This window comes from Dyella humi (assembly GCF_044904605.1).
GTDB classification, from domain to species: Bacteria; Pseudomonadota; Gammaproteobacteria; order Xanthomonadales; family Rhodanobacteraceae; genus Dyella_B; species Dyella_B humi.
Map to the genome: position 1 here is coordinate 1 of NZ_JADIKI010000022.1, position 14,614 is coordinate 14,614.

Annotated in this window: 16 protein-coding genes and 1 pseudogene; 14 read left to right on the forward strand and 3 right to left on the reverse strand. The window is 57.0% G+C overall.

The genetic code is table 11. The features are described from left to right. The 5 genes and pseudogenes from ISP18_RS04985 to ISP18_RS05005 all read left to right on the forward strand — a co-directional run. The coding region (locus ISP18_RS04985) for an RHS repeat domain-containing protein (protein ID WP_404559248.1) at positions 1 to 941 on the forward strand (941 nt) is incomplete at its 5' end. Positions 942 to 952: 11 nt separating this feature from the next. Then, a complete protein-coding gene (locus tag ISP18_RS04990) occupies positions 953 to 1,270 on the forward strand; it encodes a hypothetical protein (RefSeq protein ID WP_380007492.1) in 318 nt (105 codons plus the stop codon). Positions 1,271 to 2,343: 1,073 nt separating this feature from the next. After that, positions 2,344 to 2,472: pseudogene (locus tag ISP18_RS04995) on the forward strand (RHS repeat-associated core domain-containing protein); the annotation flags it as partial. 90 nt (positions 2,473 to 2,562) lie between these two features. Continuing rightward, positions 2,563 to 3,072, forward strand: coding sequence for a Tox-REase-5 domain-containing protein (locus ISP18_RS05000; protein WP_380010913.1), 510 nt, complete (start codon positions 2,563 to 2,565; stop codon positions 3,070 to 3,072). An 8-nt stretch (positions 3,073 to 3,080) separates the two neighbouring features. Next, a complete protein-coding gene (locus ISP18_RS05005) occupies positions 3,081 to 3,719 on the forward strand; it encodes an Imm52 family immunity protein (protein ID WP_380007495.1) in 639 nt (212 codons plus the stop codon). Between the two features lie 60 nt (positions 3,720 to 3,779). On the opposite strand, the gene ISP18_RS05010 is transcribed toward ISP18_RS05005, so the two are convergent. After that, positions 3,780 to 4,079: a hypothetical protein gene (locus ISP18_RS05010; RefSeq protein ID WP_404559249.1), complete on the reverse strand. Its 300-nt coding sequence runs from the start codon at positions 4,077 to 4,079 to the stop codon at positions 3,780 to 3,782. Positions 4,080 to 4,085: 6 nt separating this feature from the next. On the opposite strand from ISP18_RS05010, the gene ISP18_RS05015 reads away from it, so the two are divergent. From ISP18_RS05015 to ISP18_RS05045, 7 genes are all read left to right on the forward strand, one after another. Further along, positions 4,086 to 6,365, forward strand: coding sequence for an RHS repeat-associated core domain-containing protein (locus ISP18_RS05015; protein ID WP_449757883.1), 2,280 nt, complete (start codon positions 4,086 to 4,088; stop codon positions 6,363 to 6,365). Between the two features lie 2 nt (positions 6,366 to 6,367). Continuing rightward, complete coding sequence (locus ISP18_RS05020) at positions 6,368 to 6,745, forward strand: hypothetical protein (RefSeq protein ID WP_380007501.1); 378 nt, start codon at positions 6,368 to 6,370, stop codon at positions 6,743 to 6,745. An 80-nt stretch (positions 6,746 to 6,825) separates the two neighbouring features. Beyond that, a complete protein-coding gene (locus ISP18_RS05025) occupies positions 6,826 to 7,053 on the forward strand; it encodes an RHS repeat domain-containing protein (RefSeq protein WP_380007504.1) in 228 nt (75 codons plus the stop codon). Between the two features lie 43 nt (positions 7,054 to 7,096). Further along, positions 7,097 to 7,390 (forward strand): transposase, encoded by a 294-nt coding sequence (locus ISP18_RS05030; RefSeq protein WP_380007507.1) that lies wholly within the window; start codon positions 7,097 to 7,099, stop codon positions 7,388 to 7,390. A gap of 35 nt (positions 7,391 to 7,425) precedes the next feature. Further along, positions 7,426 to 8,181, forward strand: a complete 756-nt coding sequence (locus tag ISP18_RS05035; protein WP_380007510.1) for an IS3 family transposase — start codon at positions 7,426 to 7,428, stop codon at positions 8,179 to 8,181. Between the two features lie 823 nt (positions 8,182 to 9,004). After that, on the forward strand, positions 9,005 to 10,180 hold the full coding sequence (locus tag ISP18_RS05040; protein ID WP_380007513.1) for a DegT/DnrJ/EryC1/StrS family aminotransferase: 1,176 nt from the start codon (positions 9,005 to 9,007) through the stop codon (positions 10,178 to 10,180). 136 nt (positions 10,181 to 10,316) lie between these two features. Then, positions 10,317 to 11,081 carry a class I SAM-dependent methyltransferase gene (locus tag ISP18_RS05045; protein ID WP_380007516.1) on the forward strand — a complete coding sequence of 255 codons (765 nt, stop codon included), beginning with the start codon at positions 10,317 to 10,319 and terminating at the stop codon, positions 11,079 to 11,081. Positions 11,082 to 11,206: 125 nt separating this feature from the next. Here ISP18_RS05045 and ISP18_RS05050 read toward each other — a convergent pair whose 3' ends face one another. Continuing rightward, the gene (locus ISP18_RS05050) at positions 11,207 to 11,812 is read right to left on the reverse strand and encodes a GNAT family N-acetyltransferase (RefSeq protein ID WP_380007519.1); all 606 of its coding nucleotides are present in this window, start codon (positions 11,810 to 11,812) and stop codon (positions 11,207 to 11,209) included. Positions 11,813 to 12,113: 301 nt separating this feature from the next. Here ISP18_RS05050 and ISP18_RS05055 point away from each other — a divergent pair, with 301 nt between their 5' ends. Next, positions 12,114 to 13,106, forward strand: coding sequence for a DUF4034 domain-containing protein (locus tag ISP18_RS05055; protein WP_380007522.1), 993 nt, complete (start codon positions 12,114 to 12,116; stop codon positions 13,104 to 13,106). A 159-nt stretch (positions 13,107 to 13,265) separates the two neighbouring features. Next, positions 13,266 to 13,568 carry a tetratricopeptide repeat protein gene (locus ISP18_RS05060; protein ID WP_380010916.1) on the forward strand — a complete coding sequence of 101 codons (303 nt, stop codon included), beginning with the start codon at positions 13,266 to 13,268 and terminating at the stop codon, positions 13,566 to 13,568. 13 nt (positions 13,569 to 13,581) lie between these two features. On the opposite strand, the gene corA is transcribed toward ISP18_RS05060, so the two are convergent. Then, on the reverse strand, positions 13,582 to 14,592 hold the full coding sequence (gene corA, locus ISP18_RS05065) for a magnesium/cobalt transporter CorA (RefSeq protein ID WP_380010919.1): 1,011 nt from the start codon (positions 14,590 to 14,592) through the stop codon (positions 13,582 to 13,584). Positions 14,593 to 14,614 lie beyond the last annotated feature (22 nt).

Below are 14,614 nucleotides of genomic sequence, written 5' to 3' on the forward strand. Positions count from 1 at the left end.
TCCAGAAGATTACCAACGGCCAAACCGAGCGCTACGTCTATGACGAAGCCGGGCAGCTGATCGGCGAATACGGTGCGACGAACCGCGATTACATCTGGATGGATGGCATCCCGGTGGCCAACGTCGACACGACGAACGGCGCCAGTGCGATCAGCTATGTGACGGCGGATCAGTTGGGGACGCCGCGTGCCATTGCGGATGGGAGCGGTAACACCCTCTGGCAGCTTCCGTATCAAGGTAATCCGTGGGGTGAGGTGCAGCCAGTATCGAGCGGCTATGTGTATAACCCGCGATTCCCTGGGCAGTATTTCGATGCCGAGTCAGGACTTGTGCATAACGGGGCTCGTGATTACTGCCCGGAATGTGGCGGGTATATTCAGAGCGACCCGCTGGGGCTTTTCGGTGGGCAAGTCAGTACATACGCTTATGGTTTGAATGATCCGTTAAACCACATCGATTCATCGGGGACGAGTGTCACGTGTGATCAGGGCTCTTGCACGATCGACGCGCACTCGCTCCTTGAGGTGGGCGTGGACTATTTGTACGTATCGTCTGTCTATCTTCAAAGGCTGGCCCAAAATGCAACTGCTAGGCCTAACGACATGACGCGTTTAGAAGAGCGTCATTTCGATCGCGTATGTCGCAATAGTGATGATCAGTGCGCCGGTCTTAAAGCGGCGGTGCGTCAGGCTATCGCGCAAGCTCGTGCAAAAATGTCAAATATGCAAAACGACAGTAGCTTGTTCGAACATGCTTTTTCCACCCCAAATCCGAATGTGACCGGAACCTCAACTACCTGGCTTGGACATACGGATGATTTAAAAGGCCGCCTCGCAAATATATATGCGATGATTTCCTTGGGACAGAAACTGGGATGTGACATGAGTGAAGAGGCTAGAGAAGCTGCTACTTTGTTTGTTCCAAGCGCTCCAAATAAGTAGGGAATACAACGATGAAAATTGAGATTGACTTTAGTATTTTTGATTCGCCTGTGTCTGCTTACGGAAATGTAACGGGGCAAGTTAGTGTCTATGGTGCACCAGAGATCGGCTCATATATCGACTTTATCGGTAGCGCAGGGCGAATCATCGCCGATGGGTTTTCGGGAGCGCTCCGAGTCGACCATATTACCCCGGTGCCTAGCGTTGGCTCGGTTATCTACGGACTCGAGGATGTTGTTGTTCCGTCACCGAATGTTGCGAAAGAGCTCGGTAGGCGATTGTCAGACGAGATGGATCTCTTTGTTGTCGACTATGACCGACCTGCGTGAGGTTGGTGAAATGCAAGGCATGACTTCATGCTCAGAGTGTCATCTATGGCATCCCAGCCTACGCGCTAACGCTAACTCGCAGAATGGTGTTGGAGGGCTGCACAACTCTACATCCCGGGGTATCAGAATGTGCTAAGGCCGGCGTACCAAATCCCGTTTAAATAGGACTAGTAATGCCTGTTCGTTTCGATGCCTCCCATGGATTGGTTTGTATTGGCTCTCACATAATAGTGAGGGCCAATATGTCAGTTGCAGATCTCCAGGGGCAGGGAGTCGCGTTCGTGCGTGACTTTGATATGCGAAGTGGCTGGCTTCTTAAGGTAGCGTCACCTCTATATTTGGGAGGTCAACGCGTCGCTTGGTCTGTAAACTTCTGTGACGACAAATTGCACTTTCTAGACTTATCCATCGGCGCGGATGGAAGTTCGGACCTAACGGTTATCAAAAAGAAACACGATCAGTACCTTAGAGATCAACTGGGCCGGCCCACTGAATTTCGCGGTAGCTCCATCATCTACCGCTATCCATGGGGCGAGATAGGATCAGGAATGGATGATCGAAATGGATCTGCCTCCATTACTGTGCACTGGCCTTGATCCTGCTGTATTAGAGAAGCTCAGAGGCAAGGCGACCGGCAACGCGGCAAGAAGCGTGGATGCCAATGGCAATACCACGGCGATCGGTCAGGCGGGGAGTACTTACGGCTTTGGCTACAACAACCGCAACCGCATGACCGTGGTGCAGCTTGCGGGTAGCACGGTCGCCATCTACACCTATGACGCGCTCGGGCAGCGTATCCAGAAGGTGGTCAATGGCCAAACCGAGCGGTACGTCTACAACGAAGCTGGGCAGCTGATTGGCGAATACGGCGCGACGAATCGCGACTACATCTGGATGGATGGCATCCCGGTGGCCAACGTCGATACGTCGAACGGTGCCAGCGCGATCAGCTATGTGACGGCGGATCAGCTGGGGACGCCGCGTGCCATCGCGGATGGGAGCGGTACACCCTCTGGCAACTGCCGTATCAGGGTAATCCGTGGGGTGAAGTGCAGCCGATATCGAGCGGCTATGTGTATAACCTGCGATTCCCTGGGCAGTATTTCGATGCCGAGTCAGGACTTTTGCACAACGCAGTCCGCGATTACTGCCCGGAATGTGGACGGTATGTTCAAAGCGATCCAATCGGCCGGGCCGGTGGTCCCAGCACGTATGCCTATGTAGGTGGCAATCCACTCATCCACAGTGATCGATTTGGCCTTGCAGGGGGCGGTGAGGAAGACGATGACATTTTGGAAGAATTAGATGAGCTGTTTCCGAAGCTAGGTGTTAATCAAGCAGAGCAATGGATCCAATATAAGATCGACATGCTGGAAGGGGAATGCATGGCACCCGGGGCCAAACCCGACCCCATGTCGACGCTTCCCGGTCAGTGGATACCAGTTAACGAGAGCATGTCCAACTTCTCGCGCGCCTACCAACAGTTCATCACTGGACAAACTGGCATGGCGTATGAGGTTAACGGCGTTCGGTTTGACGGTGTTGCAGATACCAGCTATCTGGACGCAAAGGCCAACTATTCGCAATTTGTCGATGGAAGCGGCGAATTCTATGGATGGTGGGGAGGTGCCTCTGATTTTGTGGATCAGGCAAACAGGCAAATTGAAGCGGCGGGAGGCCAGCCGATAGAATGGCACTTTGCTCAGCAGGATGCGGCCGCGGCAACGCAGTCGCTGTTCAATTCAGCAGGAGTCAGCGGAATAACCGTCGTCCACACTCCATACATGACTGCAGCGCAGTAGGAAAGGTAATGAAGATAAACGTCGGAGCCTATTGGGGCTCAAGACAAGAGTCGCTAGACCAGTGCGCTGCCCGGCTTGAGAGATACCTGTCAGCGCTTAGAAGTTTTCCCGTACTGGCGGACTGGTACCTTCAGGGAGGTTCAGTTCGACAAGCGTCAGGTAAAACTCCAATTACTCAATTTGGTGATGGGATCCTTACTGAGCTGCTACGTGCTGGAAGGAACAAATATGATACCAAGCCTGGCGTCATAGAAAATTTGGGCTATCGGGTTGGACTATGGAACAGACGCGGAGAGACCGAATCTGCCAGTCTTCTGATCGGATGTGGGATGTACTCGACGAATCCTCGATTGAGTAATGCCGTAGTTCTAGCACTCCCCTCCAACCTAGAGACGTTATCTACCGACACACAAAGTGCGATTAAGAGATTGCTATGCGTACATGTTGAGGCATGGAACCCTGACTGGAGTGCTGTGTTTGCGTCTCAATGCGACGCCATAAAAAATCGTAAGGGAAATGGTCCTTTTCTCGATAAAATGCTGTGGCTTAAAAGTGGTACGAAGGCGCCAGAGGGGCTCGTAACTGAGCAGCCAGTAGAGCAAGTGCTCGACGGGGCTTTGTACACAAGCAAAACGGGACGGAGGTAGTTAAATCGTCAGACACCGCGCTAGCATAAGGCACGACGTCGACGAGCCATCGCTTACGGCTTAACTAACTCCTTTCTGTTTTGCCGTGCCGCCTGCTACTAGGCCGGCGACCTGCACACCCTCACCAACGCCACCGGCCAAGTCACCACCATCGCCTCCTACGATGGAGCCGGCCGCATCACGCGCCTCACCGACATCAACGGCGTCAACACCGACCTCACCTACACCCCGCGTGGTTGGCTGGCCTCCCGCAGCATCAACGGCCAAACCATCACCTTCACCTACACACCCTATGGCGCCGTCCAGACCATCACCGACGCGGACGGCATCGTCACCACCTACGGCTATGACGCTGCCCATCGTCTGGTGAAGATCACCGATGCGCTGGGCAACTATGTGCAATACACCCTCGACGCCGCCGGCAACAAAACCGCCGAGCAGGTCTACGACACCAGCGGTACGCTGCACAAAAGCCTCACCCGCAGCTTCAACACCCTGGGCCAGCTCACCAAGGTGATGGATGGCCTCAGCCACACCGTGTTCGACGCCAGCGCCAGCGGCAGCTACGACGCCAACGGCAACCTGGTGCAAAGCGCCGATGGCCTCGGCATCCAGCGCCAATTGGGCTACGACGCGCTCAACCGCCTGGTGCAGACCCTCGACAACTACAACGGCACCGACAGCGCCACCCAGAACACCAAAACGGCGTACACCTACGACAGCCTGGACCGCCTCACCCAGCTGACCGATCCCAGCAACCTGGCGACCACCTACAGCTACGACGGCCTCAGCAACACCACCGGCCAGCAAAGCCCGGACACCGGCATGACGAGCCGCACCTTCGATGCCGCCGGCAACGTGCTGACCCGTACCGACGCCAAGGGCATCACCGCCACCACCACCTACGATGTGCTGGATCGCCCGCTCACCGTCAGCTACCCGGACAGCACGCAGAACATCACCTACGCTTACGACGAGGCCAACAGCGTCACCGGCTGCCCCAGCAGTTACGCGAATGGCCGCCTCACGCGGATCATCGAGAACGCCGTCACCACCGTGTACTGCTACGACGCGCGCGGCAACGTGATCCAGAAGCAGCAGATCACCGCCGCCGGCACCGACACCATTGCCTACCGCTACACCAACGCCGATCGGCTGAGCGGCATCGTGTATGCCAGCGGTACGCAGGCAAGCTACACAAGAGACGGCGATGGCCGCATTCAGTCGATCACGGTGACGCCGCCCAACGGCACGGCCAGCACGGTGGTGAGCAATGTCACCTATCAGCCGTTCGGGCCGATCGCCAGCTACACCCTGGGCAACGGCCAAGCCATCACCCGTAATTACGATGCGAACTATCGGCTGACAGATCTGACCAGCCCGGCGTTCAACCTGCACGTGGCACGGGATGCGATGGGCAACATCACGGCCATCGGCAATGCGCCGGGTGCGAACCCGGCCACGGAGACGTATAGCTACGATCCGCTGTATCGGCTGACGGCCATCACGAAAGCGGATGGCAGCACGCTGGAAAGCGTCACGTACAACCCGACCGGTGATCGCTTGAGCAAGACTGGGAATGGCCTTGCTACGGGTGTGTATAGCTACAACCCGAATACGCATCAGTTGATTGCTACGGGCAATGCGGCCAGAAGTGTGAATGCGAATGGCAATACCACGGCGATCAGTCAGGCCGGGAGCAGTTATGGGTTTGGGTACAACAACCGCAATCGCATGACTGTGGCGCAGCTCGCGGGCAGCATGGTCGGTAGCTACACCTACAACGCGTTGAATCAGCGGGTGCAGAAAATCGCCAACGGCGCAACGCAGCGCTTCGATTACGACGAGGCGAGTCAGTTGTTGGCTGAGTATGGCGCCACGAATCGTGACTACATCTGGATGGATGGTATTCCTGTCGCGAACGTGGACACGTCAGGTACGGCTAGCACGATCAGTTATGTGACGTCAGATCAATTGGGTACACCACGTGCGATTGCGGATAGCACTGGCAACACGCTTTGGCAATTCGCCTACCAGGGCAATCCGTGGGGCGAAGTGCAGCCGACGTCTAACGGTTATGCCTATAACCTACGCTTTCCGGGGCAGTACTTCGACCTCGAGACAGGGCTGCACAACAACGTCAACAGGGATTACAACCCAGCAACGGGAACGTATGAGCAAGTGGACCCGATTGGGTATCGCGGCGGCCAGTGGAGTTTGTATGCCTATGTGGATGGCAATCCTTTGCGCTACATTGATCCATTAGCTCTAGCAGAGACAACGGTTGACGCAGCTATAGAGAAGGCCATCTCGACGGGAGATGTCGCTGAGCTGGAGACGCTCTTAGACGCAACTGGCGATGAGGCACAAGTTGCAAGGATACGGACAGCGATCGATGATCTTAAGCTTGCCAATGCAAATAAACCTCCGGCAGATGTAATAAAGCAGGTCTCGACCAATTCTGAAGAGATTGCAAAAGGGAATCGGATTAGGAAGGTCGATGAGCTTGTGCGCAGGTTTGGTGGTAAGGCCAGGGATTGGTGCAAGAAGAAAGGCTGGGACGCTGAAGGAAATGAGTGGCACTGGTACGAAAATAACGGTCGTAAGATTGGTTGGAAATTGAACGGGGACTACGATCCCTTCTAACTATGAAAGTAAAGGCAAGATCGTACATACATGACCGCCTATTTGGCGAAAGCATTCATGCCGGCCTAACGGTCGGCGACATCTATCATGTTGTGGGCATTAGTGATGATCGTTTTCGTATCATCAATGACAACGGGGATCCTGTGTTATATGAAAGGGGCATATTTGACATCGTTGATCCATCCGTGCCCCAAAATTGGGTGGCCCAGTGGTTCGATGATGACGGTGAAAAATACTGCTATATCGACCCGCCTGGCTTTGGTAAGCCAGGTTTTTACGAAGATTACTTTGACGGCGTTGAATACGCAGTTGAAAGATTTTTCGCTTATTGCAAGCAAGAAGGCCTTCCTTGTCGCCTTCCAAAAAACAAAAAAATATGACTGCACGAGTGCTCTTGAAATATTGAGCACGTAGGCTGGGATGCCAATCCCGGCAACAAGGATCGCGGAAGTGGCTGGGATTGGCATCCCAGCCTAAGCGCTGCGGTACGCCCGGCGCCGCCTGCTACCAGGCCGGCGACCTGCACACCATCACCAATGCCAACGGCCAAGTCACCACCATCGCCTCCTACGATGGGGCCGGGCGCATCACGCGCCTCACCGACATCAACGGCGTCAACACCGACCTCACCTACACCCCGCGCGGCTGGCAGCAACAAAAGGGTCAGGTTGAGCTACCCCTGATTTAACGGACGCCTAAAAGCGAGGACAATCCTCGCACGGAGGTGTTCGATGGAAAAGCGTCAAAGGTTTAGCGCGGAATTCAAGCGCGAAGCGATCCGCATGATGCAAACCAGCGGCAAGCCCGTCGCCGTCGTGGCGCGCGAACTGGGTATCCCGCGCAATCGCCTGCACAAGTGGGTGCTAGACGCACAGAAGAAAGGCGACCAGGCGTTCCGTGGTAGCGGGCGCCCCAAAGCTAGTCAGGACGAACTGGCCGCGCTCAAGCGCGAGTTGGCGCGCGTGAAGGAAGAGAACGAGATTCTAAAAAAAGCGGCGGCGTATTTCGCGCGAGAGCTGCCGTGAAGTACGCCTGAATCGCAGGCGAGCGTGGTCATGGTGTGCGTATCTTGTGTCGCGCACTGCAGGTCTCGCCCAGTGGCTATTACGCTTGGCGGAATCGGCAGCCAAGCGCCAGAGCCATGGAGAATCGGCGTCTGGTTCAGCACATCCAGCAGGTGCATCAAGAAACCCATCAAGCCTACGGGGCGGATCGCATGTGGCAGGCATTGCTCCAGCGGGGAGAAACCTGTGGTCGCCACCGCGTGGCCCGGTTGCGCCAAGCCCACGCCATTCATAGCCGTCGACGGCGTCGCTACCTGCGCCAGCGCGGCACCTATCAACGGGTCTCGGCGGCGCCGAACAGGCTGACATGGCCTTTTGAAAGCGCAGGCAAGGATCAGGTTTGGGTGGCTGACATCACTTACGTCCCTACGCGACAAGGCTGGCTTTACCTGGCTGCCGTGTTGGATGTCCACAGCCGGCGCATTGTGGGTTGGGCCATGAGTCATCGCCCCGATCAGGCCTTGGCAAGTGATGCCTTGGCGATGGCGATCACACATCGAAACCCAGGCCACGGCACGATCCACCACAGTGATCAAGGCACGCAATACACCAGCAAGGCCTACCAGCAGCAACTGCAAGTAGCTGGCTTTATCGTCAGCATGAGTCGCAAGGGTATGCCTTACGACAATGCCGTCATGGAGAGCTTCTTCAGCTCCTTAAAACTTGAGCTCACGCATCACGAGTCGTTCGCCGATCGGGATGCGGCCAGAGCGAGGATCTTTCACTACATCGAGGTCTTCTATAACCGGTAACGGTTACACAGCAGTCTTGGCTACCACTCGCCCGATACATTCGAGAGAATGCACCGGGTGCCTTAATTTAACCGTCCGAAAAATCGGGGGTAGCCCAAATCGGACACGCGTACCGCTTAACTTAGGAGTTAGGTCGATTGTGGAGCCTTTGTGGTCAATCTCAATAGACTAACAATGTTCGTCAGTAGCACCGCGGCGACTGGCGTCGTCAGCGGAGAGACGCGCCTTAACTTCGCTCAACGCGGCGAACGTGTTTGGGCGCGCTATGCTGGCGGAAAGGTAGCGCGTGGTTGGCTGGTCGGTCGATGGACCGGCAACTCACTCCGCTTTCGGTATGGGCAGGTCGAGGACTCGCGCTCAATCCACGCAGGGCGTTCTGCGTGCGACGTACACCGTCTTCCTGACGGTCGCGTCCGGCTTATCGAGCACTTCACTTGGAGCACGCGAGTTGGCTCAGGCATCAACGTCTTCGATGAGCTACCACGGGCGGATTGAGGGCGTCCGGTATCGGGCTAACTCCTCTCTCAGGCGGACCGCTGCCAATCACTGCGCTATGCCGATTCGGCATGCGGCCTTATCGTCGAATTTGTAGCGGTCTAAGGTAGAGCAATCGGCCAAATGACATTCCGGTTCCGAGGTTGCGACTATACGTAGAACGCTTTGGGTGGTCCGGTGCCCCAGGGGACGCCACAAATTTGCCACACTAGCTAAGCGAAATCGTGCCTTCCAAAAACAAAACAGCGCTTTACAACGCAAGGTGTAAAGCGCTGTTCTGTATGAGATATTTGGTGGAGCGTAGGCCGTGCCTCTTCAGGATCTGCATATGATTTCCGTCGCTTTTCGTAACACACATGATGTGGTGGAAGAGATCTGGAGTCCGGCGGACCTCGATCAGCTGCGGCCAGAGCCCGATTCAGTCACCCGTTTCCGTGAAAGGTTTGCCGACATGGGTGGGCTGACCGGAGAAGTGGTGTTTGCCGCCAGTGGTAGACAGGCCCTGCGGCAGCTCTTGGCGCGCCTACCGCGGCGTCCGGAACGCCGCGACGTGCTGCTTAGCGCGTTCAATTGTCCGGTGGTCCCCGATGCGGTGCGCGCTGCCGGCTATCGTCCGGTGTTCTATGATTTTTCCTCCGTCCGAGGGAACGTGGATTGGGACCAGGTCGCGACCGACATCGGCGGCAGCGTCGCAGCTGTCATCGTTTCACATTTTTTCGGTGCGCCCGCAGATGCCGAAGCGCTCCGGGAGCGGACGCAGAAAGCAGGGGTCTTCGTGATCGAAGACTGCGCCCATGCGTTCGACGCGTCGATCCGGGGCGCCCCCGTGGGCTCCCTGTGGGATGCGGCGGTGTTCTCCTTCAACTACGGTAAACCCATCTCCCTTTGCGGTGGCGCCGCGCTGGTATTGAACGCTGCTGCGTTGCGAGGTATCTCGATGCCTTGCAGGGAAGCCGATGAGTCTGTTGAGCGCGACGAAACTGCGGCCTACCTCAAGGCGCTCAGCGCCGGACGACGGGCCATAGCTCCGGTCGTCGCGCCGCTGGATCTGGTGCGACGCATACTGCGCCGCATGCGGATCATGACCCCACTGACCCCGCCGCTGGCGTCGGGGTTCGGACCTTTGCGTGCGGCCCTTGGGCTTGCCTCTTTGTCACGTTGGCGCGAGGTGCGGGCCGTGCGGAACGCCAACGCCGATCTCGTGGCCTCCTGCGGCATCCCGCTCTGGCATGTGACGACGGGCGCGCAACCCTCGTGGCTGCGGCTGCGCGCGACGCTGCGCGACGAATCGGTCTTGCGCGAGGCGAGTACTCGGTTAAGAAGCCGGGGTTTCCGAGCCGGGAACATCAATTGGCCGAAGATCGATCCGGACTGCGGTCCCGCACCTTGGGCGCGGCAGGCGGCACGCTGCGGTATCGATGTGCCGATTCACCAAAACATGAGTGCAGACGAAATCGCGTTCATCATCGAGGTACTGGCACCGCTGGTGGAACCCGTTACTTGAACGTCGCGCAACGCCGAAAGGGAATGCTTGCGCAGTGGGTCGTACGCTTTATCGCGTCCACTTGGTCACAGCCTGATGCGGGATGCTAGCCTATGAAGACAAGTTCTCCGCTGTCATCTCTTCGAACTGAGCGCCTATGAACGCCAAGTCCAGCCACTACCAGGGTGTGGCTGCTCATCACGACAAGCTCGCCGAGCACGGTGTCTTCGGCCTGCTGGCGCCGCAGAATCGCGGCGGTGGAAAGAGCGAGTACGTGACTTCGGTCTTCGACCAAGCGCTGCTGCCGCTGATCCGTGAACGCCCGCATTCCTCCATGCTCGACTTCGGTTGCGGTACCGGGGTCTTTTGCCGCAAGGCGGCGCCCTTCGTGGAGCAGGTCGTGGGTGTGGATATCTCCGGCGGTGCCCTGGAAGTCGCAAAACAGGTGTGTGCAGGCTTGGGCAACGTCACTCTTTGCCTCACCGACGGCGATCATCTGCCGTTTCCCGAGGCGAGCTTTGACTGTGCCGTGGAGCGTGAAGCGCTCATGTACGTGCCGGACGCAAAACTCGATGCCGTGTTGACGGAGATATACCGCGTGCTGAGGCCTGGGGGCAGGTTCCTGCTGCTCGATCAGGTCTCCGATGACCCCTACTGGCAGAGATACCCCGGGACACCGCTCCAACTGAAGCGCTCACCGTCCGGCTTCCGCGACGCGGCTGCGCGAGCAGGCTTCACTCTTGTAGGCGACGGTCCGGTGCGCACGCCTCGGTTTCCGGCGATCTATCTCGCCTGGTCGGGTTTGGTGCCGCGACCGCTCATACCCCGGCTCGCGCGCCTCGAGGTCGCCTGGCACCGCGGTCGCCGCCATCCGGGGAAACGGTGGTGGAACGCCCTGTTTCTGCTCACCAAACCTGCATGAATTCTGCCGACGTCCGGGAGATGCCCCGGGCGGCCTACGCGAGTTTCCTGTCGGGTTGGCTCATTCCCCATTCCGGGGTCTGGAATACCTGGCCGATTCATGTTCGCTTCGCTGCGATGGATCACTCAGAGGCACTTTGCGATGTCTGCGTTGCGCCGTACGGGATCGAGGGTTCGACTGGCGCATTTGGCTTGCCATTCCCATCGCTCCGGAGGTAGGGCGATTTGCCCTTTGATCGTAAACTTGGCGGCCTTGTGCGTGCGCACGAAGCCCAAACGCTTTACCAGGCGGGCCATGACACGTGATTCAGACATGCAATAGCACTCCAGCCGTCCGCCTGGCGGAGTGCGCTTTTGAAAATAGGTAACAAGGGCTTGCCCAACGCCTTGCCGACGCCATTGCTCGTTCACCACGACCACGTCGATGCATATCAGTGAAGGGCCCGTTTGATGGGTGTCCGCGTAACTCAAGGCGGCTCCTATAATCTCGCGCCGGTGGCGAACCACGACGAATTGCCGCGTTACCGCAGTACGCCAAAACGGAAGAAGTTGTCCCAAAATCGCTTTAGCGCAACGTATACCGAACTCTTTTTCTGTCATGGGCAGCGAGCAGAACTGTCCGCCGAAGCGTCCACGCCAAGCACCGGAAACTATCTCCGTAACGAAAAAGAAAATGTCCCCTGGGCGCCCCGGCTCCACCTGAAAGCCGCGATCAGGATAAGCATATGTCATCGGTTTATCGCAGTTATGGGCGTAACAATCATCTTGGCAAAGGGTGTAGCCAGTGGCCTAAACGGACAGTTTTCTTCTTGGTTGACTCACCGGTCTGTCGTCCATCCTTTACGCCATGGCATCATCAACCCTGGCTAACCGCCTTACCTATCAGTACTGACAGGGGAATCAAGACATGACGTCACGGGTGCGGGGGCTGTTGCTCGCGGGGCTGGTCCTGGTATGCATTGCAGGTTGCATAAGCATTGGGTTGTCACATTGGCATCAGGGGTCTGTAAGCACAATTCAGCGTCCCACTGGCGTGGCATTGGCGCACATCCAGGCGCCGAAGCCACCGCCGTTCAGTGATGCTCAATTCAATCAATTCCTGGTCGATGCACGAAAGGCAGAGACCATCGCGGACCCGCTCCAAAGATGTCTGGGCTATCCCAATCCACCCGGTCTTGATTGGTCGGCGGCAGTAACGTCTGCGTACTGTCGCTATCAATTTGATCCGGTAGTGACTCGAGCCGAGGTACGCCGGCTTATTGAGTCCGGGTACGCGCAGGAGCTCGATAAGCGTCTTGCTGACGCCTTGCATGCCCAGCTAACAAAACCCGATGCGCAGGCTCTGCTGGATCGAACCTTTGTTATCGATTTCAAGGATGGATCGGAACAAACGCGTGCACTGATGGATGCGTGGAAGCGCCAGTCGCCTATGAGCGCTTTTGCATTGGCTGCCAGTGGCACGGCTTACGTGGAAATGGCGCGGCAAGTTCGTGGTTCCGACTACGCTTCCAAGACGCCGCAGAACTCCTTCGAGTCTATGGAGCGGTTGTTGGAGCGTGCGCATACCGACCTTGACAAGGCGGTTGAGCTTGATCCACAAATCACGTCCGCATACGGTGCGATGGTCTATGCAGGTACATTGCAAAGCGATGATGCGTACGCGGTAAATGCCGCTAAACGCGGACTGGCTGTTGATCCCGCCAATTACACCATTTATGCGCGCTTGGTCTGGATGGCGCAGCCGAAATGGGGTGGCACGGTTCAAAACATGCAGCGCATCATTGCTGCCGCTCAACGCCATGCCAAAGAAAATCCACTGCTTAGGTTGCTTTTTTCGGAAAGCATGGGTGGCGAAGCTTATGTCGAAAATTGTGATTGCAATCCATTGACGGAAATGGATCTCTATAAGGCAGGTGTACGCAGAGGCTGCGCCCGTAGGTATGTTGATGAGTGGAGGATGGGCCGCAAAAAATCGAAACTCTCCCGCACTGTCTGTGATCTACCGTTCGGAAGTGCTTCGGTTTGATCCAAGCAAGATCGATCACGGTGAGGGGCGCGCCTTCGATCTACCAAGCTTGGGTCAATCAGACTGGGCGTTGGCAGAGGGAAATTCCCTTGTGGCGCTGGTTCCCCAGGACGAAAATGCATTCGATGTCCGGGGCGCCACCTATGATCAGCAGGCAACCTGGATCGCGCCAAGGAAGACTACGAGCAGGCGCTGCGCTTGAACCCCGATGACACCTGGACGTTGATCGAGCTCGGCAATATCTACGTGCACTCGACTCGTGATTGGGATAAGGGTTGGGCGATTACCAATCGGCTTATTCAAATCAGCCCAGACAATCCAGAGGGTTGGTTGCTTCGGGCAAGCATCCAAAAGGATCAGCCACGAGACGGCCTCAACCAAACCATCTCGGATTTTGTCGCGAGGTTCGGCAGCGATCCTAGTAAGCAGGTGTTCGTGGAACGTATGCGGGCGATACGTTAGAGCGGAAGAGCTTTCAAAGCCACTTTGCCCGTTTCAGCCACAGATAAATTGTGCCTACTACGCAGGCCACCACGCCCATGATGATCGGATACGCCCATGGCTGGTTGAGCTCCGGCATGTGCGTAAAGTTCATGCCATACCAGCTCGTTATCAAAGTTGGCGCGGCGAGCATGGCAGCCCAGCCCGCAAGCTTCTTCATCACTTCGTTTTGGCCAAAAGTAACCAGTGATAGGTTGACGTGGATGGCGGCGGTTAGCATTTCGCGCATGGCGCTGATGGATTCGTTGACGCGGAAGACGTGGTTGTAGACGTCGCGGAAGTAGACGCGCAGGTCGTCGGGGATGAGGTTGGGGTGCAGGCGGACGAGTTGGTTGATGATGTCTTGCATGGGTGCTGCGGCGAGGCGCAGGGTCATCAGGTCGCGCTGCATGTCGTAGAGGCGGCGGACGGTGTCGCGGTTGAGGGTGTCGGCGAAGATGTCTTTTTCCAGGTCCTGCAGTTCTTCGCGGAAGTCGCGCACGATGGGGAGCAGGTTGTCGACGATGAAATCGAGTACGCCGTAGAGGCCGTAGCTGGGGCCGAGGGCCAGCATCTCGGGCGTTTTTTCGCAGGAGCGCCGGGCGGGTGTGTAGGAAAGTGAAGCGCCGTGCCGGACAGTGATGAGGTAGCGTTTGCCGAGGAAGATGTGGGTTTCGCCGAAGGCGATGTGTCCGCTGATCAGTTGTGCCGTTTGCACCACGATGAAGAGAGAGTCGCCGTAGGCTTCGATCTTGGTGCGTTGGTGGGCTTGCTGCGCGTCTTCCACGGCCAGGTCGTGTAGGTCGAATTCTTCTTGCAGTTTCAGCAGCAGGGCGCTGTCGGGTTCGTGCAGGCCGACCCATACGAAGGTCTCGGGTTCTTTCAAAATCTCGCTGATGTCGTCGACGCTGATGTCGCGCAAGCGTGTGCCATCGTTCCGATAGGCCACGCAGTTCACGACCATGGGGCTATCGGGTGGGCTGTTAGCAGGTGAAACGTCTAGCATGGACATGATGATGATCCTATGC

Coding starts and splice junctions, on each gene's coding strand:
- ISP18_RS04990 (WP_380007492.1), top strand. CDS start 953: ATGAAAATTGAGATTGACTTTAGTATTTTTGATTCGCCTGTGTCTGCT.
- ISP18_RS05005 (WP_380007495.1), top strand. CDS start 3,081: ATGAAGATAAACGTCGGAGCCTATTGGGGCTCAAGACAAGAGTCGCTA.
- ISP18_RS05010 (WP_404559249.1), bottom strand. CDS start 4,079: ATGGGCAGCGTCATAGCCGTAGGTGGTGACGATGCCGTCCGCGTCGGT.
- ISP18_RS05020 (WP_380007501.1), top strand. CDS start 6,368: ATGAAAGTAAAGGCAAGATCGTACATACATGACCGCCTATTTGGCGAA.
- ISP18_RS05030 (WP_380007507.1), top strand. CDS start 7,097: ATGGAAAAGCGTCAAAGGTTTAGCGCGGAATTCAAGCGCGAAGCGATC.
- ISP18_RS05040 (WP_380007513.1), top strand. CDS start 9,005: ATGATTTCCGTCGCTTTTCGTAACACACATGATGTGGTGGAAGAGATC.
- ISP18_RS05045 (WP_380007516.1), top strand. CDS start 10,317: ATGAACGCCAAGTCCAGCCACTACCAGGGTGTGGCTGCTCATCACGAC.
- ISP18_RS05050 (WP_380007519.1), bottom strand. CDS start 11,812: ATGACATATGCTTATCCTGATCGCGGCTTTCAGGTGGAGCCGGGGCGC.
- corA (WP_380010919.1), bottom strand. CDS start 14,592: ATGCTAGACGTTTCACCTGCTAACAGCCCACCCGATAGCCCCATGGTC.